Annotated in this window: 25 protein-coding genes; 14 read left to right on the top strand and 11 right to left on the bottom strand. The window is 37.0% G+C overall.

The genetic code is table 11. The features are described from left to right. The first annotated feature begins 10 nt into the window (after positions 1–10). Together bioD and bioA are read left to right on the top strand one after the other, a co-directional pair. Positions 11–733, top strand: a complete 723-nt coding sequence (bioD, locus tag ACFX40_RS04915; protein ID WP_033578116.1) for a dethiobiotin synthase — start codon at positions 11–13, stop codon at positions 731–733. Further along, positions 714–2087: an adenosylmethionine--8-amino-7-oxononanoate transaminase gene (bioA, locus tag ACFX40_RS04910; protein WP_377254341.1), complete on the top strand. Its 1374-nt coding sequence runs from the start codon at positions 714–716 to the stop codon at positions 2085–2087. Before bioD ends, bioA begins: the two co-directional genes overlap by 20 nt. Before the next feature lie 110 nt (positions 2088–2197). Here the strand turns inward: bioA and ACFX40_RS04905 are convergent, their stop codons facing one another. After that, entirely contained in the window at positions 2198–2380 is a 183-nt protein-coding gene (locus ACFX40_RS04905; protein WP_013081858.1) for a YolD-like family protein, read from the bottom strand. A 377-nt stretch (positions 2381–2757) separates the two neighbouring features. Between ACFX40_RS04905 and ACFX40_RS04900 the strand changes: the two genes are divergently transcribed. Then, a complete protein-coding gene (locus ACFX40_RS04900; RefSeq protein WP_050689286.1) occupies positions 2758–3423 on the top strand; it encodes a TerC family protein in 666 nt (221 codons plus the stop codon). 37 nt (positions 3424–3460) lie between these two features. Here the strand turns inward: ACFX40_RS04900 and ACFX40_RS04895 are convergent, their stop codons facing one another. Next, positions 3461–4729, bottom strand: coding sequence for a dicarboxylate/amino acid:cation symporter (locus tag ACFX40_RS04895; protein WP_028407566.1), 1269 nt, complete (start codon positions 4727–4729; stop codon positions 3461–3463). A 145-nt stretch (positions 4730–4874) separates the two neighbouring features. Beyond that, positions 4875–5933 carry a DctP family TRAP transporter solute-binding subunit gene (locus tag ACFX40_RS04890; RefSeq protein ID WP_028407567.1) on the bottom strand — a complete coding sequence of 353 codons (1059 nt, stop codon included), beginning with the start codon at positions 5931–5933 and terminating at the stop codon, positions 4875–4877. 108 nt (positions 5934–6041) lie between these two features. Here ACFX40_RS04890 and ACFX40_RS04885 point away from each other — a divergent pair, with 108 nt between their 5' ends. The 4 genes from ACFX40_RS04885 (at position 6042) to gdh (ending at position 10192) form a co-directional block, all read left to right on the top strand. Next, a complete protein-coding gene (locus ACFX40_RS04885) occupies positions 6042–7610 on the top strand; it encodes an ATP-binding protein (protein WP_060744869.1) in 1569 nt (522 codons plus the stop codon). Positions 7611–7622: 12 nt separating this feature from the next. Further along, the gene (locus ACFX40_RS04880; protein WP_028407569.1) at positions 7623–8309 is read left to right on the top strand and encodes a response regulator; all 687 of its coding nucleotides are present in this window, start codon (positions 7623–7625) and stop codon (positions 8307–8309) included. A gap of 219 nt (positions 8310–8528) precedes the next feature. Beyond that, positions 8529–9389 (top strand): RhaT/GlcU family sugar-proton symporter, encoded by an 861-nt coding sequence (locus ACFX40_RS04875; RefSeq protein WP_028407570.1) that lies wholly within the window; start codon positions 8529–8531, stop codon positions 9387–9389. A gap of 17 nt (positions 9390–9406) precedes the next feature. Continuing rightward, positions 9407–10192, top strand: a complete 786-nt coding sequence (gene gdh, locus ACFX40_RS04870; RefSeq protein ID WP_043980290.1) for a glucose 1-dehydrogenase — start codon at positions 9407–9409, stop codon at positions 10190–10192. A gap of 32 nt (positions 10193–10224) precedes the next feature. On the opposite strand, the gene ACFX40_RS04865 is transcribed toward gdh, so the two are convergent. The 6 genes from ACFX40_RS04865 to ACFX40_RS04840 all read right to left on the bottom strand — a co-directional run bounded on the left by ACFX40_RS04865 (position 10225) and on the right by ACFX40_RS04840 (position 13325). After that, positions 10225–10803, bottom strand: coding sequence for a ferric reductase-like transmembrane domain-containing protein (locus tag ACFX40_RS04865; protein ID WP_028407572.1), 579 nt, complete (start codon positions 10801–10803; stop codon positions 10225–10227). Beyond that, positions 10778–11701 carry an FAD:protein FMN transferase gene (locus ACFX40_RS04860; protein WP_377254338.1) on the bottom strand — a complete coding sequence of 308 codons (924 nt, stop codon included), beginning with the start codon at positions 11699–11701 and terminating at the stop codon, positions 10778–10780. The genes ACFX40_RS04865 and ACFX40_RS04860 overlap by 26 nt, the downstream gene beginning before the upstream one ends. A 12-nt stretch (positions 11702–11713) precedes the next feature. Continuing rightward, a complete protein-coding gene (locus ACFX40_RS04855; protein WP_377254335.1) occupies positions 11714–12100 on the bottom strand; it encodes a hypothetical protein in 387 nt (128 codons plus the stop codon). A gap of 215 nt (positions 12101–12315) precedes the next feature. After that, entirely contained in the window at positions 12316–12786 is a 471-nt protein-coding gene (locus ACFX40_RS04850) for a DUF2178 domain-containing protein (RefSeq protein ID WP_377254332.1), read from the bottom strand. Continuing rightward, positions 12776–12994, bottom strand: a complete 219-nt coding sequence (locus ACFX40_RS04845; RefSeq protein ID WP_013081870.1) for a helix-turn-helix transcriptional regulator — start codon at positions 12992–12994, stop codon at positions 12776–12778. Before ACFX40_RS04845 ends, ACFX40_RS04850 begins: the two co-directional genes overlap by 11 nt. Positions 12995–13142: 148 nt before the next feature. Further along, positions 13143–13325: a YolD-like family protein gene (locus tag ACFX40_RS04840; protein ID WP_013081871.1), complete on the bottom strand. Its 183-nt coding sequence runs from the start codon at positions 13323–13325 to the stop codon at positions 13143–13145. Positions 13326–13718: 393 nt separating this feature from the next. On the opposite strand from ACFX40_RS04840, the gene ltaS reads away from it, so the two are divergent. Continuing rightward, positions 13719–15647 (top strand): lipoteichoic acid synthase, encoded by a 1929-nt coding sequence (ltaS, locus tag ACFX40_RS04835; protein ID WP_377254329.1) that lies wholly within the window; start codon positions 13719–13721, stop codon positions 15645–15647. Between the two features lie 76 nt (positions 15648–15723). Here ltaS and ACFX40_RS04830 read toward each other — a convergent pair whose 3' ends face one another. After that, positions 15724–15924, bottom strand: coding sequence for a YolD-like family protein (locus tag ACFX40_RS04830; RefSeq protein WP_074893948.1), 201 nt, complete (start codon positions 15922–15924; stop codon positions 15724–15726). Positions 15925–16153: 229 nt separating this feature from the next. Further along, positions 16154–16624, bottom strand: coding sequence for a GNAT family N-acetyltransferase (locus ACFX40_RS04825; protein WP_028407577.1), 471 nt, complete (start codon positions 16622–16624; stop codon positions 16154–16156). A gap of 111 nt (positions 16625–16735) precedes the next feature. Here ACFX40_RS04825 and pdxR point away from each other — a divergent pair, with 111 nt between their 5' ends. The 6 genes from pdxR to ACFX40_RS04795 all read left to right on the top strand — a co-directional run bounded on the left by pdxR (position 16736) and on the right by ACFX40_RS04795 (position 23453). Then, positions 16736–18136 (top strand): MocR-like pyridoxine biosynthesis transcription factor PdxR, encoded by a 1401-nt coding sequence (gene pdxR / locus ACFX40_RS04820; protein WP_377254326.1) that lies wholly within the window; start codon positions 16736–16738, stop codon positions 18134–18136. Positions 18137–18270: 134 nt separating this feature from the next. Beyond that, on the top strand, positions 18271–19206 hold the full coding sequence (gene mmuM, locus ACFX40_RS04815; RefSeq protein WP_028407579.1) for a homocysteine S-methyltransferase: 936 nt from the start codon (positions 18271–18273) through the stop codon (positions 19204–19206). A 294-nt stretch (positions 19207–19500) separates the two neighbouring features. Then, positions 19501–20133: a fumarylacetoacetate hydrolase family protein gene (locus ACFX40_RS04810; protein ID WP_028407580.1), complete on the top strand. Its 633-nt coding sequence runs from the start codon at positions 19501–19503 to the stop codon at positions 20131–20133. Between the two features lie 469 nt (positions 20134–20602). Further along, positions 20603–21028 (top strand): CBO0543 family protein, encoded by a 426-nt coding sequence (locus tag ACFX40_RS04805; RefSeq protein ID WP_176528180.1) that lies wholly within the window; start codon positions 20603–20605, stop codon positions 21026–21028. 228 nt (positions 21029–21256) lie between these two features. Further along, positions 21257–21820 (top strand): ImmA/IrrE family metallo-endopeptidase, encoded by a 564-nt coding sequence (locus ACFX40_RS04800; protein ID WP_377237351.1) that lies wholly within the window; start codon positions 21257–21259, stop codon positions 21818–21820. Between the two features lie 328 nt (positions 21821–22148). Continuing rightward, complete coding sequence (locus ACFX40_RS04795; RefSeq protein ID WP_028407583.1) at positions 22149–23453, top strand: CitMHS family transporter; 1305 nt, start codon at positions 22149–22151, stop codon at positions 23451–23453. The last annotated feature ends 42 nt before the right edge of the window (positions 23454–23495 follow it).

Below are 23495 nucleotides of genomic sequence, written 5' to 3'. Positions count from 1 at the left end.
AGGAAAGAAAGTGGGCAAAGCGTATTTTATTACGGGAACTGGAACAGATATTGGTAAAACGCTGGTGACAAGCATTTTGTATAAAGTACTTAGCCGTCTAGGAATAAAAACGACAATTTGCAAACCGTTTCAAACCGGCTACCAAGATGAAATCGGAGGTTATCCAGATATTCACTGGTTTGAAACAAGGCTCGGAGTAGCAAATACAGGTATTTATCAGTTAAAGCCAGAGACGTCTCCTCACTTGGCTATTAAACTGAGCAATAGGCAAGTAGAGCCTTCAATCGTCTTAAAGCGCATTAATGAATTAAAAAAGGCATTTGACGTAGTACTCGTGGAAGGAGCGGGAGGACTTGCCGTACCTTTAATTGAAGAGGAAACAACGTTTTATATGACAAAAGATTTGATCCTAGATGCACAAATGCCGGTTATTGCTGTTGGAACAACGGAATTAGGAGCTATTCACGATGCGCTTTCTACCTTTTCATATGCAAGTGAGCATCATCTTAAAATCAACGGACTCATTTTTAATCGTTTTAATCACAGCAGTATCATTCATAAAGACAATGTTCGAACGATTGAAAAGCTGCTTCAAGTCTCTTCTTTAATGACTGTACCTGTATTTACTCATATCGATGAAGAGTTAGAAGCATATATTGAGAAATTGGTGAGGCAAAAAAGTGTGATTCAACATATTCAGGAGGTGTTTGACTGTGTCGTATCAAAAAGCTGAGCTGGAAAAATGGGATAAAGAATATGTATGGCATCCCTTTACACAAATGAAAGCTTACCGTGAATCGAATCCCCTTATCATTGAAAGAGGAGAGGGAAGCTATTTGTATGACGTAGCGGGAAACAAATATTTAGATGGATACGCTTCTCTATGGGTGAACGTGCATGGACATAATGATCCGGAATTAAATACAGCTTTACATATACAAGTGGAGAAATTAGCGCATTCTACGCTGCTTGGATCGGCAAACGTTCCATCCATTTTGTTAGCTAAAAAGCTAGCGGAAATTACTCCTGGCAGCTTATCGAAAGTATTCTATTCTGATACAGGCTCTGCCGCTGTTGAAATTGCGTTGAAAATTGCCTATCAATATTGGCAAAATCTCGACTCTGCAAAGTACAAAAACAAAAGTAAATTTATCTCATTGAATGAGGCATATCACGGAGATACAATCGGGGCAGTCAGTGTAGGAGGCATGGATTTATTTCATCGCATCTTTAAGCCTTTACTGTTTGAACGCATTCCCACACCTTCTCCTTACATCTACCGTATGGACGGGTTCGAAACCGAAGAGCAAGCTTCAGCTTACTGTATTCACCAGCTGGAGAAGCTCTTGCAGAACAACGGAGAAGAAGTAGCCGGCTTGATTATTGAACCGCTTGTGCAAGGAGCAGCGGGTATTATTACTCATCCTCCCGGTTTTTTAAAACAAGTAGAGCGTCTGTGCAAAGCGTACGGGGTATTGCTGATTTGTGATGAAGTAGCCGTTGGATTTGGACGAACAGGAACGCTGTTTGCGTGTGAACAAGAAGATGTTGTACCGGATATTATGTGTGTAGGAAAAGGGATAACAGGAGGGTATATGCCGCTTGCTGCTACGTTAACAAGCGAAAAGATATTTAATGCTTTTTTAGCTCATCCAGATGAAAATAAAACGTTCTTTCATGGACATACGTATACCGGAAATCAATTAGCCTGTACAGTAGCGCTTAGAAATATTGAACTGATAGAAGAAAGGGAGTTAATCCGTAGTGTAAAAGAAAAGGAAAAAGTTTTTAAACGTTATCTATTAAAGCTTTATGAACTGCCCAACGTGGGAGACATTAGACAAAGAGGATTAATGGCAGGAATCGAAGTTGTGAAAGACCGCCAAACAAAGTCTATTTTTGAAGATAAAAAAGTGATGGGAGACATCATTTTAGCGGCTCGTCAAAAAGGTTTAATTATTAGAGAGCTAGGTCCTGTGATTACGATGATGCCTATTCTTTCAATGACAGACGAAGAATTAAAAACAATGGTTGAAATTGTATATGAATCAATTAAAGAAGTAATCGCACGTCATACAGTGAGTTAAATAAAAAGAGGATAGGACAAAAGTTTTTTATTTAGCTTAAAAAAGATCCGAACGATTCATCGTTCGGATCTTTTTATGGTTATGGGAACGTGAATTTCTCCTTTTTTTTATCAATAAATATTTTTAATGCTTGATAGGCGAAGTGATCGTACATGCTGATTTTCATCTTTTAATAGAAGCGTTTGTTCGAGTAAGTTTAAGTTTTGAATATAACCTTTTACCGTTTGAACAAAACCGTTGTTTTGATAGTTAATAGTTAATAATTTATTTGTTTTTAATGCTTTTAAAATCATACCTATTTTCTCCCTTCTTATATCGTAGCTGCCGAAAAACTACAAAATAATGAAGAAGCAATTGGAGGCTTGTATTATTTATAAAAATTACTCTGTTTTTTATAAATGCTCTCCTGCTACTAATAGTAGAGGGTGATGGTGAAAAACAGATGAAAGATAAAGGATAAGGTTTGATTTATTGTAATGAACTGACTTTTCCTTTACAAATACCTATTTCAAATTTCTTTTTAGTGATAAAATACTGTTAGTGAAATAACTACTTCTCTTCATTAAAGGGTAAGAACGGGTTATATTGATAGAGTTTTAGTTCTCTATTTCTAGTAATGAAATAAGAGATAGAGAAATAGACTAATAAAAATCAATCAAGGAGTTTTTTTATGGATCAGAGTTTTATTTTAAATCTTTTAGAAATTTTACTGATTAACATTGTACTGAGTGGCGATAACGCAGTCGTGATTGCTTTAGCTTGTCGGAATCTTCCGGACCAGCATCGAAACAAAGCGGTTGTTTTCGGTACATTAGGAGCGGTTGTATTACGTGTAGGGCTAACGTTTGTCGCTGTATATTTATTAACAATCCCATTTTTAAATTTCATCGGAGGCCTGCTTCTTCTATGGATTGCGATTAGTCTTTTAAAAGGTGAAGATGACGGAGATATTAAAGCGAATTCAACTCTAGCAGGTGCTATTAAAACAATTATTATAGCGGATCTTGTTATGAGTTTAGATAACGTAGTAGCGGTTGCGGGTGCGGCTAACGGCAATATTCTACTCATTATCCTTGGTCTTGTTATCAGCATTCCGTTAATCATTTGGGGAAGTCAGCTTTTGATGAAAATTATGGAAAAATTTCCAATTATCATCATTGCCGGAGCAGCGCTTCTTGGCTATACTGCTGGTGAAATGATCTTTAAAGACAAAGCGGTGGGACATGTATTAGAAGGATTAAATCCGTATTTGCATACGATTGTTCCTATTTTGTTAGCTATTTTAGTTGTTGTTGTTGGGAAACTTAGCGGACGTTCTAAAAAAGAAACGCATTAATAATAAAAAAAGACCCCTGTGAGGGGGTCTTTTTTTATTATTTAGCTAATGGAGGTGCGGAATTAACATCTTGTACTGTTTCTACAGGAGGATGAAATTCATTTTCCATTTTCGATACAACTACAGTTGCTACACCATTTCCAATTAAGTTCGTAATAGCACGAGCTTCCGACATGAAGCGGTCTACCCCGATTAACAGCGCGATTCCTTCAACTGGAATCATTGGGAATGCAGCAAGCGTAGCGGCTAGTGTAATAAATCCAGAGCCAGTAACTCCGGCAGCTCCTTTAGACGTTAACATTAAAATACCAAGCAGCGTAATCTCTTGCATTAACGACAGGTCGACTCCATACGCTTGAGCGATAAAGATAGCAGCCATGGATAAGTAGATGGCTGTTCCATCTAGGTTAAATGAGTACCCAGTTGGAATGACAAGTCCTACCACCGATTTTGAACATCCGTACTTCTCCATTTTGTCCATCATTTTTGGCAGTGCAGATTCCGAAGAAGACGTACCTAATACAAGTAGAATTTCTTCTTTAATAAAAGCAATGAATTTAAAAATATTAAATCCATAAATCTTAGCAATGGTTCCAAGTACAAATACAATAAATAAGAACATAGTAATGTAAACAGATCCCATTAAGAAACCGAGTTTTTGAAGAGAGCCTATTCCAAAGTTACCGATCGTATAAGCCATCGCTCCAAACGCCGCAATAGGTGAAAGTTTCATAATCATATTAACAATGCCAAAGAAAATATCTGTACAGCGTTCAAAGAACGTAATGACAGGAGCCGCTTTTTCGCCGAGTGTAGCTGTAGCCATTCCAAATAGTACGGCAAAGAATAAGATTGGCAATAATTCACCATTTGCCATTGCGCCAAATACGCTGTCTGGAATAATTCCCATGATAAACTCCATAAAGCCATGCTCCGCTTCAGCTGCTTGCTGCGTATATTGAGTAACATCAGCTCCGTTTGCGCCATTGATATTAAAGCCAGCCCCAGGTTTAATAAAGTTTACAACGATAATTCCAATTGCTAAGGCAAAAGTAGTGACAATCTCAAAGTATAAAAGAGCTTTACCTCCAATTCGTCCCACTTTCTTTAAGTCTCCCATGCTTCCGATACCGATGACCACTGTTAAGAAAATAATTGGGGCAATCACCATCTTAATTAGTTTAATGAAGATATCAGCCAATACTTTTAATTTAGCTCCAAATTCAGGAAACATGAAGCCAATTGCAATACCAAGAAGGATACCGATAACAACTTGAACAGTTAGATTTTTAAAACTTAATTTCATACGTAATGCTCCTTTCGAGAATATTTTTGTTAACGCTTACATTATTCTTATCCTTATATTAACTGATAATTTTAACTATTTATATTTCTGGTGATAATGTTCTTTTTGGTCATTTTGGTCAAAAAAAGTGATGAACATATAGTCATCACTTTTTGCTTTCGATATTTTTTATTTGCTGAATGATATCAAGCGTTTGTTTTGTTGCATTGTTTTCAAACGATTGATAAAGAGAGTTAAACTGTTTTTTCCATTCGGCTTTTTGTAAATCATTTAAGTAATAAACGCGCATGCCAGATTTATTTTTTATTTGCTGCAGCTGTTCATCGTTCATCATTTTTGATTGAGTCCAAATCCAGTTAGTTGTTTCTACCATTGCATCACTTAATAGTTGTTTTACATCTTCAGGGAGGTTGTCCCAATACTTTTCATCCATTAAAACAGCATAGCCCAAGTATCCATGGTTGCTGATGGTCATATATTTTTGCAGCTCGTACAAACGTTTTGAATAAATATTAGAAATGGTATTTTCCTGTCCATCAAATTCCTGTCGTTCGAGGGATTGATATACTTTATTAAACGAGACAGCCTGAGGCTTGGCGCCAAGAAGTTCGAATTGTTTTTTGATTACTTCACTTGGCATAATGCGAAACGTTTGACCTTGAAAATCTGCTGGATGGAGCAAAGGTTTCGTATTGCTAGTCATTTGTTTAAAGCCGTTGCTCCATAACGCAAGCCCTTTAATGTTTTTCTCTTGCAGCGTACTCAACAAATCCTGTCCGATTTTACCGGTAAACACTTGTTTTGCCTCGCTGTAATCATCGAAAATGAAGGGAAGATCAAAAAGTTGCCACGTAGGGGAGAGGTCGCTTAGCTTTGAAATGGAAGGTGCAATCATTTGTACATCATTTCGGCGAAGGGCGGCAAGTTCTTCATCGTCTGAATACAATACACCGTTTGAATATACTTCAATTTTAACTTTGCCATCCGATTTTTGATTAACGATTTCAGCAAATTTTTGAGCGGCTAAGCCTTTTGGAGTGTTTTCGGCTACAACGTGGCTAAAATTAATCACAATTTGCTTGTTTAATCCTTTTTGCTCATCGTCATGATACACATTATCTTGATTTATAACCGTATACTGCAAAAAAACATAAATCATCAAGAAAACGCTGACAATGATACTTGCCCCTATAAACATCTTCAAAATGTCCAACCCCGCGATTCAATAATTTTTCTCTACAAATATTCTAACACGCAATTTCTCAACGTGGTAAAATTAAAATAAACTTCAATCAGCAGTAGGTGTTCCGCTATGACGCGCTTATCGATGCAAACGAAAATGACGGGGTTAATCTTTTTTATCGTGGTCTTTTCGTTGTTTTTAGCAAGTATCGTGGTGATTAATAATTTTGTACAGTCAAAAGAAAACGATTTAGAGCAAAGGGCTTTAATCACTTCGAGAACAGTTGCTGAAATGCCTGAAATTCGAGAAAAAATTGAAAAAGATAGCAAGAACATTAATCAAATTGTAGAGCCGATTCGCATTATTCACGGTGCTTATTATGTAGTGGTTATGAATATGAATCATGAACGTTTGTCTCACCCTTTGCAAAGCATGATTGGAAAAATCTCTAAAGGAGATGATGAGGGACAGGCGTTTGCAGAACATACCTATACCGATAAAGCAAAAGGAGAAGGCGGAATGGTCATTCGCTCTTTTGTGCCCGTTGTGAACGATCAGCATGAACAAGTAGGCGTAGTCGTCTCAGGCTATCTTCTTCCGAAATTTACAGAGGTCATTTTAAGTTTAAAAAAAGAAATTTTTCTTATCTCAGGTCTTGCTCTTTTTTTTGGAGGATGGGGAGCGTGGGCGCTTGCATCTCGTATCAAAAAAGAGATGTTTGAGCTTGAACCTCATGAAATTGCTCGTTTGTTCGTAGAACGAACGGAGACCTTTAATGCCATGCATGAAGGAGTCATTGCCATTGATAAAGAGGAGAACATCACTATTTTTAATCATAAAGCGAAAATTATGATGGATGTACCCGATGAGGTAATTGGAAAAAAGATCTATGATGTGATTCCAGATACAAGACTTCCAGAAATTCTGCAGCTTAATCAGCCTGTTTATAATCGAGAGCTTCAAGTTCGGAATTTGAATATTTTAAGCAATCGTGTGCCGATTAAGGTTAATAATCACACAGTCGGTGCGGTCGCTATTTTTCAAGACCGAACGGAAGTTAAAAAATTAGCTGAAGAGTTAACAGGAGTTAAATCATTTGTAAGCGCTCTTAGAGTTCAAAACCATGAATACATGAATAAACTTCATACGATTGCAGGGCTTATCCAACTTGGAAATAAAGACAAGGCTCTTCAGTATGTTTTTCAAGTGTCTGAACAGCAAGAAGAGCTCACCCAGTTTCTTCATAAGCATATTAAAGATGAAAGTATATCGGGATTGCTGTTGAGCAAAGTCAGCCGTGCCAAAGAACTTGGAATTGAGTTAGCTATCGATCGCCACAGTGAGCTTCACTCATTTCCTCCTTACCTAGATCATCATGATTTTGTGATTATTATTGGTAACTTAATTGAGAACGCTTTTGATTCATATCAACATTTGGAGCGTCGTGAACGGAAGATCTATATAAGTATGGAACAAAATGACGGGATTCTTTCTATATTAGTTGAAGATAACGGGTGTGGCATGAATGAGGATCAAGTAGAGAGAATCTTTGATGAAGGTTTTTCAACCAAGGCAAAGGAAAATAGAGGAATTGGTTTGCATTTAGTGAAACAAATTGTTGAAAAAGGAAACGGTCAGATCGAAGTAGAGTCAGAAGTAGATGTTGGAACGACTTTCATCATTACATTCTTTTTATAGGGGGAGTGGGAAATGAATAAAAAAGAATGGACGGTGCTTCTCATAGAAGACGATCCTATGGTACAAGAAGTGAACCGCCAATTTATTGAACAAGTTGAAGGGTTCATCGTTATCGCTGCAGCTTCGAATGGTTTAGAGGGTATGCAGCTCATTAAACAGCATCAGCCTGATTTAACGATTATTGATATGTACATGCCTAGTCAAGATGGCTTAACTACCTTACAGCAAATTCGAGCAAATGGCTATAAAACAGACGTGATAGCAGTTACGGCTGCAAGTGATATTGAAACCGTACGGAAAGTTCTTCAATACGGGGCGGTGGATTATATTATGAAACCGTTCAAGTTTGAACGAATGAAGCAAGCGCTTGAGCAGTATCGTTCGTTTCAAGTTAAAATAAGTCAAAAAGAACATATTACTCAGTCTGAATTAGATTCTATGCTGTTTCAGCAATTCGAAGAAAAAGCCGATTTGCTTCCAAAAGGGCTAAATGCGGTTACGCTAAGGAGGATACAACAATATCTTTCCGAACAAAATCATCCAATTTCCGCTGAAGAAGTAGCGGACGGCGTAGGAATTGCGCGTGTGACGGCAAGAAGATATTTAGAGTTTTTAGAACAGGAAAACGAGCTGAAATTATCAGTTGAATACGGCAGAGTGGGGAGACCTATTAATCGCTATATGTTAAAAATAAATTAAATGATACAGAACAGCTTTTATTTGGAAAAGCTGTTTTTTTGCGTTAGAAAGTATATCTTTTTCTCTCCTAGAACAAATTAAGGTATACAGTTTTCGCTATCCAAAGAATATTTCGTGCGGTCATTAATTCATAAAATGTCCCTGAAAAAGGATTAATGGCGGAAAAATTGGGGAATATGCACTTTGACATTTAATTTTAGCACAGGAAGGTTTTGAAACATGGACATATTTTTAGCCGTCTTACCAGCCATATTTTGGGGAAGCATTGTGCTTTTCAATGTGAAACTAGGCGGAGGACCTTATAGTCAAACGCTTGGAACTACATTGGGAGCTTTGATTTTCTCCATAGGTATTTATATTTTTGTACACCCTACGCTTACACCTTTAATCTTTGGCGTTGGAGTTGTATCGGGGCTATTTTGGGCAGTTGGACAAAGTAATCAGCTGAAAAGTATTGATTTAATTGGAGTTTCTAAAACGATGCCTATTTCAACTGGGCTTCAATTAGTTTCCACTTCATTATTTGGAGTAATTGTGTTTCACGAGTGGTCTACAAAAACTTCAATCATTCTTGGTGTGCTCGCTCTTATCTTTATTATTGTAGGGATTGTTTTAGCATCACTTCAAAGCAAAGAAGAGAAAGAGGCTGAAGAAGGAAAAGGAAACTTCAAAAAAGGAATTGTTATTTTATTAATTTCAACCGTTGGTTATTTAGTTTATGTTGTAGTAGCCCGTCTATTTAATGTAGACGGATGGTCGGCTTTATTACCTCAAGCGATTGGTATGGTTATTGGAGGAGTATTGCTGACGTTTAAGCATAAGCCATTTAATAAATATGCAATTCGCAACATTATCCCAGGTCTTATTTGGGCCGCTGGTAATATGTTTTTATTCATCTCACAACCTAAAGTAGGCGTAGCGACAAGCTTTTCGCTTTCCCAAATGGGAATCGTCATTTCAACATTAGGCGGGATCATTATTTTAGGTGAGAAGAAAACGAAGCGTCAGCTAGTTGGGATTATTATTGGAATTATACTGATCATCATAGCAGGAGTCATGTTAGGGCTCGCCAAAAGCTAACTAGGAGGGTATTAACAATGTATAAAGATTTAGAAGGAAAAGTAGTTGTCATAACAGGTTCATCTACCGGTTTGGGAAAATCAATGGCGATTCGCTTTGCGACAGAAAAAGCCAAGGTAGTTGTGAATTATCGTTCGAAAGAAGAAGAAGCTAACAGCGTTTTAGAAGAAATTAAAAAAGTCGGCGGAGAGGCAATTGCCGTTAAAGGTGACGTAACAGTTGAGTCTGACGTGATCAATCTAGTTCAATCTGCTATTAAAGAATTTGGAAAGTTAGACGTTATGATTAATAACGCAGGAATGGAAAATCCGGTTTCATCTCATGAAATGTCTTTAAGCGATTGGAATAAAGTCATTGATACGAACTTAACGGGAGCATTTTTAGGCAGCCGTGAAGCGATTAAATATTTTGTGGAAAATGATATTAAGGGAACAGTTATTAACATGTCGAGTGTTCACGAGAAAATTCCTTGGCCGTTATTTGTTCATTACGCAGCAAGTAAAGGCGGAATGAAGCTCATGACTGAAACACTTGCATTAGAATACGCTCCAAAAGGTATTCGTGTAAATAACATTGGACCGGGAGCGATTAATACACCGATTAACGCTGAAAAATTTGCTGATCCTGAGCAGCGTGCAGATGTAGAAAGCATGATTCCAATGGGATACATCGGAGAGCCGGAAGAAATTGCAGCGGTTGCTGCATGGTTAGCTTCTTCAGAGGCAAGTTATGTAACAGGGATTACGCTCTTTGCTGACGGCGGTATGACACAGTACCCATCATTCCAAGCAGGACGCGGATAAGAAAAAACGCACTCTATGATAGAGTGCGTTTTTTAGTTTTCCTGAGCTTTTTTTTGGTTCTTAGGAGCTGACTGGTGTTGAATTCGTAAAAAAAGCAAAATCAAAACGGTGCAGCCAGTGATGCTGTACATCCCAAGAACAAGCGGCTGCTGTGTATCTGTTCCAGAAGTAATGCCGTGATACAGTGCAAGCAAATAGCCTGGAAAAGCAAGAAAATGAATAGCTTTCCATGTTTTTCTCCCCAGCTGTTTTATAAAATCGGATGTGATGATCAGTACGAATAAAATGTAGAGTGAAATAGTACCAAGACCTGTGCTAATTGGTTTGTAATCGGAAGTGAACGGAATTAAAATGTCAGAAAGTGAAAAATGAATAGATTGATCAAATGATAAAACAAGTCCGTGAATCATACCAAATAATAACCCGAACCACCCTGATGATTGATGAACCAGCAAAAGCTGTTTTTTTCGTTTTGGTTTAAAAAATGAAAAGCTGTGAGAAATGCCAGCGGCAACCGATACAAACATGAGTAAATAAGAAGTTAAGCCGGCTGCCCGAATGGTATTCCAAACGGGAAAGTGGGCACTAAATTGCGCGAGGAGAGTAGCCATAATGGTATACCTGACCTTTCACATTTTTTTCGATTAACACTTCGCCTTCTTTTGTAACCGCAATGACCTCTAAAGAAGGGTGATGCATTTTAGCTAATCTTAATCCGGCGTCCCATCCGAGAATAAGCATGCATTTTGCATAGACTTCAGAAACGGTCAAGTCTTCTGAAACAACCGTTGCTTGCAGAAGTTCTGATGAACTAGGCTTGCTGATTCTGCCGTCAATAATATGATGGTGAGTGTGGCCGTTTACTTTCCACAAACGCTTGCCCACACTGCTTGTGGCAATGCCGCTGTTGCTCTTTACTTTAATACTCATGAGATTTTTTGATAAATCAAATGGATGAGAGAGCGCAATAGACCAGTGCTTGCTAGCAGGCCCCCATGTTACAATATCACCGCCTCCATCGATTGCCCCAAGTGAAGTTCCTTTTTTCTTTAATTGATTCGCCATTTGCTGAATGCTCCAACCTTTTGCGATTCCGCCTAAATCCAGGCCGACATTAGAAGCAAGGTGAATACTTCTCATTCCTTTATGAATCATAAGAGGGTTAACAGCATCAAAAGCTTCTACTTCTTGAGGAAGCTGATTGTTAGGCAGTTGTTCAAAACTTTGGTCATATCCTAGAGTTTGAATAGAATGATACAGAAATGGGTTGAAAATTCCGTTTGTCTCATTGTAATAGTAAGAGGCTGTTTTTACAGCTTCATACAACATTTTTGACGGTAAAAATAATCTTCCGTTCAGCGAATTAAGCTGTGAAAGTTCGCTTGTTGGAAGAAAGCGGCTTAGGGTTTCTTCTACAAGATAACACCAGCTCTCCACTTTTTGGCTGACATGTGTTTCAAGCTGATATACGTTAAATTCGGTATTCATTGCTTTAAATGAGTAGCTCATTACATCACATCCTTAAGAAGGTCTTGATTGCATAGAAAAATCATCGTTATTGCCCCAATTATCCTGACTATTTCCGGAATCATCATTAGACCACTGATCTTGCTGATTACTTGAATCATCGTCTGACCACTGATCACTTTGCTCACTAGAACTGTCACTTGACCATTGATCTTGCCCGTTAGTTCCATTGTCCGTATTGGAGTCAGATCCTGAATCTGGAAATAGGTCCGTCTCATTTTCCGTTTGAGTTTGAGATGAATTATCAGCTGATGCATCGTTATTTAGTGCTGTAGTTGTTGAATTTGTTTGATCATATTTTTGAGAAAGTCCTATAAAAGTGGTAAATGCAGCAACGCTCGATAAACCAATCATCCATTTTGTCCATTTATTAGCTGCCATTGATATGCTCCTTTTATCTTTCATATTTTGCAACTGAACACTGAAGAAAAACTGCAGTGGAAGGTAACATACATCGTTCAATTGTTATAGTTCAATATAGACAGAGAAAATGAAAAAATAGTGAAATAGATGTAGGTCGGATTATTTTTGTGGGGGAATTCATTGAATTATTAGATTAAAAAAGGGTTGTTCTTTTTAGAACAACCCTTTTTTAATCACCGATAAATCTTACTAATTGATACGTAATAAACCGTTAACTGTACAAGAGAAAGAAGCAAAAGAACGGCAATGGGATAGAAGCTAAAAGAATTAGGTAACAGCGGATAAAAAGCTATTAATATAGCACCTATAGGAATAGAAAATAGGAGGAAAACAAAGGCTTTTTTACAAGCTTCTGCTGTTATCATCTTTTCACGTTCATCTTCTTCTGCAAATTCAAACGGAAATAATAAAGGCGAAACGTTCTTCGTCTTTTTACGCGCGCGGTAGTAAAAAAATGAGACAATTGAAAGAACAATTAAAGAAGCAAAAGAGCCTATAGACATAGTAATTTCCCACGGAGGTTCAGGGTCGGTCATAACTTCACTAAATTGAATATTTAGGCTTAAAAAATCATATAAAAACCAACCTACGCACAACAGAGAAACTACATTCAACAAATAAGATTTAATAACATTACTCAACATTTTTCTCCTCCTTTTGAAGTGTAAAAACATCTTCCATTTTTAATTGAAAGACATCACAAATTGTTAAACCAAGTAGTAGGGAAGGAACGTAATTTCCCTTTTCAATAGCTGCAATGGTTTGGCGAGTGGCTCCAACTTTTTCAGCTAAATCTCCTTGCGTATATCCATGTTTAGCTCTAAGCTCTTTTACGTGATTAATAAGAGTCAATATGATCACCCGCTGACTTTTCAATAAATTTGTTAAGTTGATTTAACATTATGTAAAGTTAATTTAACATCAATTGGATGATTTTTCAATAACTAATGGATAAAAAATACAAAAAAGATCCTAGAAGAATTCTTCAGGATCTTTTTTGTTAATAAATTTCTTTAATGCCAGACAAACGAATGGAAAAAATGTTTTGTTTTTCATCTCGTAGGGAGAGGGTTTGGTCGGTTAGGTTTAAATTTTGGATTTTTCCTTTGAAGGTTTGAAGCAGGCCATTTTCGTAATAATTCACGGTTACATGTTTGTTTTTCTTTAACGCTTTTAAAATCATTTATTCATCTCCTTTCATGTGTGCATCTGTTATGAAAAGAAAGCTGTGGCTTAAGCATAAGAATTTGAAGAATGCTCAAGGCAGAATTATTATTATACAGCAAGATGAGAATAGTTTGTAGATAAATTGTGAAAAAATGCACAAGTTTGCAGTACGGGTGTTGCAACAGAATACAGTATATGAGGGGATAAGGGGTTTTATGATAAAAAAGGTGATTTTAGTTTATTTATTTATGGGTATTAGGTAAACTAGTAGATGAATTTAAAGAATCTATCTATAGTTGTGAAGGCTAGGATTTCATTTAATTTTCATTTTCTATGAGTATAATGATAAAGGTTTTCTATATGTTCTTTGTGAATCTACTCATAAACTAATCGAGAAAGGAAAATCAAAATGAAGCGAATCGTTTCTAAGCCGCTGCACTATTTCATATTAGCCGCTGTTTTAATGTGGATAAAGTCGTATGTGGCTTATAAAACTGAATTTAATTTAGGCGTAAGCGGCGTAATGCAGCAAATGCTGCTGTTCATAAACCCTGTGAGTTCAGTGCTGATTTTTTTAGGAATCGGCTTATTTTTTAAAGGAAAGAAAGCAGGAGCTTGGATTCTTGCAGGCAGTTTCATTATGACGCTGCTGTTATACAGCAACATTCTCTATTATCGTTTTTTTAACGATTTTGTAACGCTTCCCACACTGTTGCAGACAAGTAATGCAGGAAGTATGGGCGGAAGCATTATGGATTTATTAAAAGCGCATGATGTTTTTTATTTTGTTGATTTTATTATTTATTTTTTCTTCTTTTTTAGTAAAAAAATTGACTGGCATAATGAAAAAGTATCGGTTAAGAATGCTGTAACCATTCTTTCTTTAGGATTCATGGTCTTTTCTGTCAACTTAACATTAGCAGAAATTGATCGCCCGCAGCTTCTATCTCGAACTTTTGACCGCAATTATTTAGTAAAGTATTTAGGGGCATATAATTATACGATGTATGACGGTGTTCAAACTGCTCAAAACTCTAAACAGCGAGCTTTTGCAAGCAGCAATGATTTAACAAACGTCGTTAATTTTAAAAACAGTCACTATGCGGAGCCTAATTCCGTTTATTTTGGAAAAGCTAAAGGGAAAAATATTATTAAAATTCATTTGGAATCATTTCAGTCTTTTTTAATTGATTACAAATTAAATGGCCAGGAAGTGACACCTTTCTTAAATTCATTGGCCCATGGAAATGACTTTACGTATTTTGATAACTTCTTTCATCAAACAGGACAAGGAAAAACATCAGATGCTGAGCTGATGATGGACAACTCTCTATACGGCCTTCCTCAAGGTTCTGCCTTTGTACTGAAAGGAAGCAATACGTATCAGGCAGCACCAGCTATTTTAGATCAAAAAGCTGGCTATACGAGCGCTGTGCTTCACGGAGACTATAAGACGTTTTGGAACCGTAACGAAATTTACAAGCAGTTCGGTGTGGATAAGTTCTTTGATGCAAGTTATTACAATATGGCGGGTGAAAATAAAATTAATTATGGCTTAAAAGACAAACCGTTCTTTAAAGAATCTGTTCCAATGCTGCAGTCTTTACCACAGCCGTTCTATGCGCATTTAATTACGTTAACAAATCATTTTCCATTTTTACTTGGAAACAATGAGGCAAGCATCCAGCCGGCTAACACGGGCGATGCAACAGTTGACCGTTATTTCCAAACGGCTCGTTATTTAGACGAATCATTGCAATCTTTCTTCCAAGAACTGAAAGCTTCTGGGCTTTATGATAATTCTGTGATTATGATTTATGGAGATCACTACGGTATTTCTGAAAATCATAATGCGGCAATGGAAAAAGTAATAGGAAAAGAAATTACGCCTTATGAAAATGCTCAGCTGCAGCGTGTACCTCTATTTATTCACGTTCCTGGAGTGAAAGGCGGAGTTAATCATACGTACGGTGGAGAAATTGACGTTGTGCCAACTCTTCTTCATTTAGTAGGAATTGACAGCAAAGAATTTATCCAATTTGGTACAGATTTATTTTCTAAAAATCATGATGATGTAGTGGCATTCCGTAATGGCAACTACGTATCTCCGAAGTATACATTAGTGGATGGAACGTATTATGATTCTAAGACGGGCCAAGCGCTTAACGAAAATAATCAAATGAAAGCTTATAAACAGAAGGTAGCGAAAGAACTGGAGTTATCTGATCAGGTTCTTTATGGAGACTTACTTCGTTTCCACAAGCTGAAGGATTTCCAAACAGTCGACCCTTCCAAATATATGTACGGGAAAGAAGAAACAGAAACACCAGCTAAATAAAGCTAAAATCAAAAGAACATGATGACTTCTGCAAAGCAGAATGAACATCATGTTCTTTTTTACTGTAAACTATTCATCAATAAATTTCTTTAATTCCCGATAAGCGAATAGAGAAAGTATTTTGCTGTTCATCTTTTAATGAAAGCGTTTGGTCTGTTAAATCTAGGCGCTGTACTTTTCCTTTAAACGTTTGAAGCAAACCGTTTTTATAATAGTTAATTGTAACGGCCCCGTTTTTTCTTAATGCTTTTAAAATCATTTTCAAAACTCCTTCCATATTTAAAATGTGTATGATTAACGAGCTGTAACATTCATTTTCATTTGCATATTTTTATTATACACAAAAATAGAAAGCGTTTTCACTTAAAGTTTGAACACTTTGTGAAAACTTTAACAGAGAATGTGACAAATACATACAGAAACTGATTTATTTGTCGTATTCATCATAAAACACATTTATGAAAGGAGTGTTAAGAACGTGTTAAAACTTTATGGATGGAAGAATATTATAAAATATTGTTTGAAATGTCGTAGTGAATCCATTCATCGTTCGTTACATTTCCGCCCATTTTTCTGTAAAGCGTTTGGGCTCTTGTATTATCACGAGCCGTTTCCCAAGACATAGCTGCATACTGCTGTTCTTTTGTATACTGGTGACTAGTAGAAAATAATTTTTCGCCAATTTTTTGTCCTCTTGCTTTTTCTATAACGTACAAGTCATTTAAAATCGCTACAGGCTTTACACGCGTGGTGCTAAATGTAAAATAAAGCGTTGAAAAACCTACTGCCTCGTCATTTTGAGTCGCGATAAACTGAACGCCAGCATCCGGATGGTGAAACAAGTGATTAATCAAATTTCTCAGCTGCTTTTTGGTAGGCTGAGGGCGCTTGTAAAAATCAACAATGTATTCGTTCATTAATGAAATAAGTGCTTCCATGTCAGCAGCATTAGCTTGACGAATTGTAATAGTAGTCATTAAATCTTCTCCTTTTTAATCAGATGATCTACACTTATAGTAAAAGAAATGCATCTCCTCTAAAAGAGCCAGATTTGAAAAATAAAATAGGGACAGATGAAAGGAGCTAGCGTGAAGTTCACACCTTTATTAAACCGCAAGGATGATATACCTTTGTATCACCAGCTATATGAATATATAAAAAAAGAAATTGTGTCCAGCAGGGTAGAAGTGAATGACAAACTGCCTTCTATCCGGTCTCTTGCTGCTTACTTAAACGTAAGTCGAAATACTGTAGATATGGCCTATCAGCAGCTTTTAGCTGAAGGGTATGTAGAAAGCAAGCCCAAAAGTGGACTGTACGTAACGAATACACGGTTTGATTTACTGCAAACAGATAGAAAGCCGACTGTATTTTTACACCCTCACTCAGAAACAAAGTCGTGTACCTATGATTTTCGGTATGGAAAAGTTGATAGCCGTTTGTTTCCCTTGAATGAGTGGAAAAAACGATACAATGAAAGTCTTCAAACTTATAGAGAAGCTTTGTTCACGTATCAAGAAAGTCAAGGAGAAGAATCACTGCGTGAAGAAATTGCGACGTACCTTTATCAGTCAAGAGGAGTGGTTTGTTCAAAACATCAAATTGTTATTGGAGCAGGTACGCAGCAATCACTCAGTTTATTAGCGCAGATGTTAAAGCAAAGCATCAGAGATATTGCCTTTGAAAATCCTTGTTATGACGGGGCTAGCTTTGTATTTAAGCAGCATGGATTTTCCTTAAAACCCGTGTCGCTTAACAGCAAAGGCATAAACATTCAAGAGCTTTATGATAGCCAAACACGAGCTGTTTATGTTACACCATCTCATCAGTTTCCATATGGAATGATCATGCCCGTTTCAAGAAGAATAGAGCTTCTTGAATGGGCGAATGACTGCAATGGGTTTATTATCGAGGACGATTATGACGGAGAGTTTCGTTATAAAGGAAGTCCTATTCCTTCATTGCAAAGCTTGGATTCGAATGGTCGCGTCATTTATACAGGTACATTTTCAAAATCTTTTATGCCTTCTTTAAGAATCAGCTACTTTGTGTTACCTGAAGTTCTTCTAAAAACATATCATGAACAACGTTTCTCTTTATACGAGCAAGCTGTTCCAACTCTCCATCAACAGACGCTCGGGCTGATAATGAAAAATGGAGAGTGGAATAAGCATTTAAGAAGAGTGAGAACTGCTTATCAACTGAAACACAGTACTCTTTTAGCAGCTTTAAAGAAAGAGTTTAACGAAAACATTACGATATCAGGTGAATTGGCAGGTTTGCATATACTTGTACGCGTACACAACGATATGAACGAACAGCAATTAATTAACGCAGCTCGAAAGCAAGATGTCTCCGTCTACGGTACCTCTCGTTATTGGCTTACGGAAGTACCTAAACAAAAACCTCATATTTTGTTAGGCTTCGGAAGTTTGAGGAGAGAAGAAATAGAAGAAGGAATAAGGCGGTTAAAAAAAGCTTGGTTATAAATCCATGCTTGTTTTTTCGGTTTCTTGACAAAAGTTGCCTAGTCCTTTAGACTTTTTTGCATATATTTTAAATTATCTGAAAGGAGGATAGGGTAATCGAAGCTAACTGCTAGTGGACAACCCTAGATTAAACAATGAATCCTATCCAACAAATTTTACATACATTCCCTGTGATTGTACTAGATGGTGCAATGGCAACTGAACTTGAAAGATATGGCTGTGATTTAAACGACAGCTTATGGTCTGCAAAAGTGCTGATGGAGCAGCCGGAATTGATTAAGAGAGTGCATCAAGATTACTTTGAAGCAGGAGCTGACTGTGCGATTACAGCAAGCTATCAAAGCACATTTGAAGGTTTTGCTAAACGTGGACTGAGTGAAGCAGAGGCTCGCGAGTTAATTCAAGCATCTGTAAAAATTGCGGCTGAAGCAAGAGATGAATTTTGGCACCAAGAAGAGAATCGTCTTAATCGTCCCAAACCAATTGTCGCCGCTTCGGTAGGGCCTTACGGAGCATTTTTAGCAAACGGATCGGAATATACTGGACAGTATGACGTAACAGAAGAAGAGTTAATGGAATTTCATCGTCCTCGTATGAAAGCATTAGTTGAGGCAGGAGCGGACGTATTAGCTTGTGAAACTATTCCTAATGTAATGGAAGCAAGAGCTATTGCGAGGCTGCTACAAGAGTTTGAAGGAGCGTACGCATGGATTACGTTCAGCGCAAAAGATGACCTGCACATTAGCAGCGGAACATTAATCTCGGAGTGTGCACGCTATCTGGATTCTTATGAGCAAGTAGCGGCTCTTGGAGTTAACTGTACGCCGCCTCAATATATTTCTTCACTTATTAAAGAAATTAAATCTCAAACGGATAAGCCAGTCATTGTGTATCCAAATTCAGGGGAGCATTATGATGCTGAATCTAAAACATGGAACGGGACATCTGCTGGCGAAACGTATGGCTGCAGCGCTCACAGCTGGTATGAAGCAGGTGCTCAGTTAATCGGAGGGTGCTGCCGTACAACTCCAGATGATATCAAAGGCATTACAAAATGGGCTAGAAAATAACAGATTGAAAGAAAGAGAATGTGAGAAAAGTTGTTTCGCTAACGTTAAACACGAACGATCTATTTTTGATAGATCGTTCGTGTTTTTTTATGGTCCTGGTGAACGTAGGCTTCGTGTGGGCAGGTCCTTCTAGCTGTTGCACGGAAATCAACAGAGGTGTCACAAGCAGTTCAGCTCATTTATCCCCATGTTCCGTCTTTAGAGTAGATTCATTTTATTATGTCCCAGTCTTTTTTTCTTGTAAAATAAAAGAATATAAGTTAAAAAATCTTTATTTGAACGAAAGAAGGGATGATGAAAGTGAAAGATATTAAAAATATTTATTGTGTAGGCCGAAACTACGCACTGCATGCAAAAGAATTACATAATGATATTCCAACATCACCTTTTTTATTTTCCAAACCTACTCACGCTCTCGTTGAAGCAGCTGGACAATCAATCACTCTTCCTAGCGACCAAGGAGAGGTGCACTTTGAAACTGAACTGATTCTTCATATTGGACAATCTTACAAAGAAGGCATAACAGTGGATGAACTCGTTGACGAGATGACGATTGGATTAGACTTGACTCTTCGAGACGTGCAGAGCGAATTAAAACAAAAAAAGCACCCTTGGCTGCTTGCAAAAGGATTCAAACATTCAGCGGTTGTGGGAAACTTTATTCCATTTGAAGGAGTAGAAGCATCTAAGAAGAAAAACTTTTCGCTAGTGAAAAACAATGAACGCGTGCAGCTGGGGAATATTAAAGATTTGATTTTTGACTTACAAACGATTATTGATTTTACAGGAAAACATTTTGGTCTTGATAAAGGAGACCTTATTTTTACAGGTACACCTGAGGGAGTAGGTCCGCTTACTCATCATGATGAGCTTTCACTTAAATGGGGACAGCAAGAGCTTGGTTCTTGCATCATTTCCTTTCGTTAACAAAAAGAAGCTGAAACAAAAGTAGTTCAGTTGAAAGAAGATCCGAACGATGAATTGAGATTCTTGATAGAGAATCCAACTCGTTCGGATTTTTTATTGTGATGGTGAACGTAGATTATATATATTTGCTTCTAGCTGTTTAGAGGGTAAAGCGAAGACTCCTAGGGGTGAAGTGGAATGGATGAGACCCCGCAGGAGCATGAGCGACGGGGATGCTCAGCGGCCGCCCGCGAAAAGCAAAGTCTTGCGCGGAAATCAACAGCGGTGTGCCAAGCAGTCCAAAACATTTATCTCAGTTCGTATTTAGATTATCTTGACTTCGTTATGCTTCAATCTCTTTTTTTACGAAGTCTTAATTTTTTAGCCTTCAGAATGAATTTAATATCCAATGGGAAAGCTGTTTCTATCTCCTATAGAAAACGAGGTTCTCAGCGTGGTGCTCTTAATTCTTACAACGGTGATTTCTATTTTGAGTGTACTAGTTATGCCAAAGCGTATCAGCTGGATAGAAATGTATACAACTTCTTTGTTTGTCATGTTTTTAGGATCGGTAGCAGATATATATCTTGATGTTAAATATGATCTTTATGGATTCTTCACAAAAGGAGTAGATTTTGAATATCTTTTAATTTTTATTTTTGTTTATCCTGCAACGAATAGTGTATTTTTAAATTTTTATCCACAGAGCAAGAGTTTGGCTAAAAAAGCTTTATATATTACAGTGTGGGTAATTCTTACAACCCTGTTTGAATACATTTCTGCCCAAACAGAAGTGTTTTATTATAACGAATGGAAGACGCTATACTCGTTTTTTTGCTATCCTTTTCTTTATATAGCAATGGTTTTAAATTTAAAAATGATACGGAGGCTTCAGATTATCGATAAACAAAAATAGAAATAAAAAAAAGTAATGATAAATCATAAAAAAATGATATTTTATTAATGGCTACATATGTAATATAGTAAAAATAGAAAATAAACGAAGCAGCATATAAGCAGGGTTAAAAAACATCAAAACGGGAATCTTGACATTAACTTCATGTTTTTAACCATGTATTGTGAATGAATATACTTATTGCTAAATAATATGTTGTAGAAGGAATTTAGCAAAGGAGGCAAGAAGATGTTTAAGCGTAGTGAAAAAATCCAAATTCATGGCGTAACGTTTCATGGAGTCATGAGTGCGAAGCAAAAAGCCGCCCTGCAGGAAATTGCTAATGTAACAGACGAAAAAGACTGGGATGGGCTAAAAGGCGTGTATTGCTTAGGCAGTGTAAAAGTGCAAGGGAAAGATGTGCTAGGCGTGTACTATGGCCAATTTAATGATAACCTTCCAAAAGATAAGCGCAAACTTCAGTTTGAAATTGACTATATTAAATATACAGTAACGGAATGTCCTATTGTCTTTATCGATACAACAAAAAATAAAAAGCCTCATCAATTTGCTTTTATCATTCTGCATGAATTAGGCCATCATGTGGATCGTATGACAAATGGAACGCTTTTAAAAGAAGGAAATAGAACGCAAGAAATGTTTGCTAATACGTATGCTTTAGAGAAATATTCAAAAATAGAAAAGTTCCAAACAAAGAAGTTGAAAAACATTCCATTTTTAGAGGAGTCTCTTGCTCAATGGAATAAAACTCCTCATTCTGGAGCTTATTCTCTTAGAGTTCAAATTGAATAATTCACGAGAATAGTTCCTCTCTCTCCGTTTTTTATTTTCCTATCTTTTTTCCTCTTCCTTTCTTTTATTCTTCCAATGAACAAAAAGGATTTAATTACCCATAAAGTTTTAAAAGTTTTTATAGTACGAATTATTTACACTATACCCTTCTGTAAATTATGATTATTTTAAGAAAAAACAGAAAATTTTAAAGTTTTAAGGTACAACTTAATAGTGAACAAGCGATGTTGTAATCGTATAGACGAACTGGCATACATATGCGAGTCATACATACAAACGAATCGCTTCCACTGTTATGAAAGCGGATTCAAAAATAGGAGGGGTAATAATGTTAGCTATTCTTGGGTTTTTGATGGTTTGTACATTTATGTTTCTAATTATGACAAAACGATTAACGCCGCTTATTGCTTTAATGGTTATTCCAGTATTGTTTGCAATCATAGGGGGATTCACAAGTGATATTGGAGAAATGGCTTTAAATGGTGTAAAAGAATTAGCACCTACAGGCGTTATGTTAATGTTTGCTATTTTATATTTTGGGATTATGATTGATGCTGGTTTGTTTGATCCAGTTGTAGGAAGAATTTTAAAAATCGTAAAAGGTGATCCACTAAAAATCACAATTGGTACAGCTATTTTAGTTCTTATTATCTCATTAGACGGAGACGGAACAACAACATATATGATTACGCTCTCAGCGATGCTTCCGCTTTATAAAAAGCTAAACATGAAGCCTATGATTTTAGCCTGTATCGCTATTATGGGCAGTGGAGTTATGAACTTAACGCCTTGGGGCGGACCTACTGCTCGTGTGATGAGCGCATTGAAGTTAGATGCTTCACAGGTGTTCACACCACTGATTCCAGCCATGATTGGTGGAGCTGTTTGGTTATTATTTACGGCTTACTATTTCGGGAAAAAAGAGCGCCAGCGCTTAGGTGTTATTGATATTCAAGACGTTACAAATGCTCAAGTAGCTTTTGCAGAAGCAGCCGCTGCTGAAGGAATCGAGTACAAGCGTCCGAAGCTTTTATGGGTAAACTTTGCTTTAACAGCTCTATTATTAGTAGGACTTATCACAGCAGTTATGCCGCTTCAAATCCTGTTTATGATTGGATTTGCAATCGCTATCATGATTAACTATCCAAATTTAGAAGTTCAAAAAGAGCGTATCACAGCACATGCCGGTAATGTACTTGCTGTTGTATCTCTTGTATTCGCAGCAGGCGTATTCACAGGCATTTTATCAGGTACAAAAATGGTAGATGCAATGGGTAATAGTTTAGTAGGATTAATTCCAGATGCGTTAGGGCCTTACATGTCTGTGATTACAGCCATCACAAGTATGCCATTTACGTTCTTTATGTCAAATGATGCTTACTACTATGGAATTTTACCAATTATTGCTCAAGCAGCTTCAGCATACGGTATTGATGCTGCAGAAATTGGCCGTGCTTCATTGATTGGTCAACCTGTTCACTTACTAAGTCCTTTAGTTGCTTCTACGTATCTATTGGTCGGTATGGCAAAAGTCGAGCTTGGTGAATTCCAGCGCTTTACTTTAAAGTGGACGATTGGAACAGCGATGGTGATGCTTTTAGTAGCTATTATTACAGGAGTTATTACGCTGTAAAGATCATGAACCTAAAAACTTATCAATTCCGCTTTTGGGATT

It is taken from the genome of Priestia sp. YIM B13552 (assembly GCF_042787775.1).
Classification (GTDB): Bacteria; Bacillota; Bacilli; order Bacillales; family Bacillaceae_H; genus Priestia; species Priestia megaterium_E.
This window is presented reverse-complemented; position numbering and strand designations above follow the sequence as displayed.

Excerpts from the sequence above, each read along its gene's own strand:
- ACFX40_RS04905 (WP_013081858.1), bottom strand. The coding sequence starts at position 2,380 with ATGATTTTAAAAGCATTAAAAACAAATAAATTATTAACTATTAACTAT.
- ACFX40_RS04900 (WP_050689286.1), top strand. The coding sequence starts at position 2,758 with ATGGATCAGAGTTTTATTTTAAATCTTTTAGAAATTTTACTGATTAAC.
- ACFX40_RS04895 (WP_028407566.1), bottom strand. The coding sequence starts at position 4,729 with ATGAAATTAAGTTTTAAAAATCTAACTGTTCAAGTTGTTATCGGTATC.
- ACFX40_RS04885 (WP_060744869.1), top strand. The coding sequence starts at position 6,042 with ATGACGCGCTTATCGATGCAAACGAAAATGACGGGGTTAATCTTTTTT.
- ACFX40_RS04880 (WP_028407569.1), top strand. The coding sequence starts at position 7,623 with ATGAATAAAAAAGAATGGACGGTGCTTCTCATAGAAGACGATCCTATG.
- ACFX40_RS04875 (WP_028407570.1), top strand. The coding sequence starts at position 8,529 with ATGGACATATTTTTAGCCGTCTTACCAGCCATATTTTGGGGAAGCATT.
- gdh (WP_043980290.1), top strand. The coding sequence starts at position 9,407 with ATGTATAAAGATTTAGAAGGAAAAGTAGTTGTCATAACAGGTTCATCT.
- ACFX40_RS04865 (WP_028407572.1), bottom strand. The coding sequence starts at position 10,803 with ATGGCTACTCTCCTCGCGCAATTTAGTGCCCACTTTCCCGTTTGGAAT.
- ACFX40_RS04860 (WP_377254338.1), bottom strand. The coding sequence starts at position 11,701 with ATGAGCTACTCATTTAAAGCAATGAATACCGAATTTAACGTATATCAG.
- ACFX40_RS04855 (WP_377254335.1), bottom strand. The coding sequence starts at position 12,100 with ATGGCAGCTAATAAATGGACAAAATGGATGATTGGTTTATCGAGCGTT.
- ACFX40_RS04850 (WP_377254332.1), bottom strand. The coding sequence starts at position 12,786 with ATGTTGAGTAATGTTATTAAATCTTATTTGTTGAATGTAGTTTCTCTG.
- ACFX40_RS04840 (WP_013081871.1), bottom strand. The coding sequence starts at position 13,325 with ATGATTTTAAAAGCGTTAAAGAAAAACAAACATGTAACCGTGAATTAT.
- ltaS (WP_377254329.1), top strand. The coding sequence starts at position 13,719 with ATGAAGCGAATCGTTTCTAAGCCGCTGCACTATTTCATATTAGCCGCT.
- ACFX40_RS04830 (WP_074893948.1), bottom strand. The coding sequence starts at position 15,924 with ATGGAAGGAGTTTTGAAAATGATTTTAAAAGCATTAAGAAAAAACGGG.
- ACFX40_RS04825 (WP_028407577.1), bottom strand. The coding sequence starts at position 16,624 with ATGACTACTATTACAATTCGTCAAGCTAATGCTGCTGACATGGAAGCA.
- mmuM (WP_028407579.1), top strand. The coding sequence starts at position 18,271 with ATGAATCCTATCCAACAAATTTTACATACATTCCCTGTGATTGTACTA.
- ACFX40_RS04810 (WP_028407580.1), top strand. The coding sequence starts at position 19,501 with ATGAAAGTGAAAGATATTAAAAATATTTATTGTGTAGGCCGAAACTAC.
- ACFX40_RS04800 (WP_377237351.1), top strand. The coding sequence starts at position 21,257 with ATGTTTAAGCGTAGTGAAAAAATCCAAATTCATGGCGTAACGTTTCAT.
- ACFX40_RS04795 (WP_028407583.1), top strand. The coding sequence starts at position 22,149 with ATGTTAGCTATTCTTGGGTTTTTGATGGTTTGTACATTTATGTTTCTA.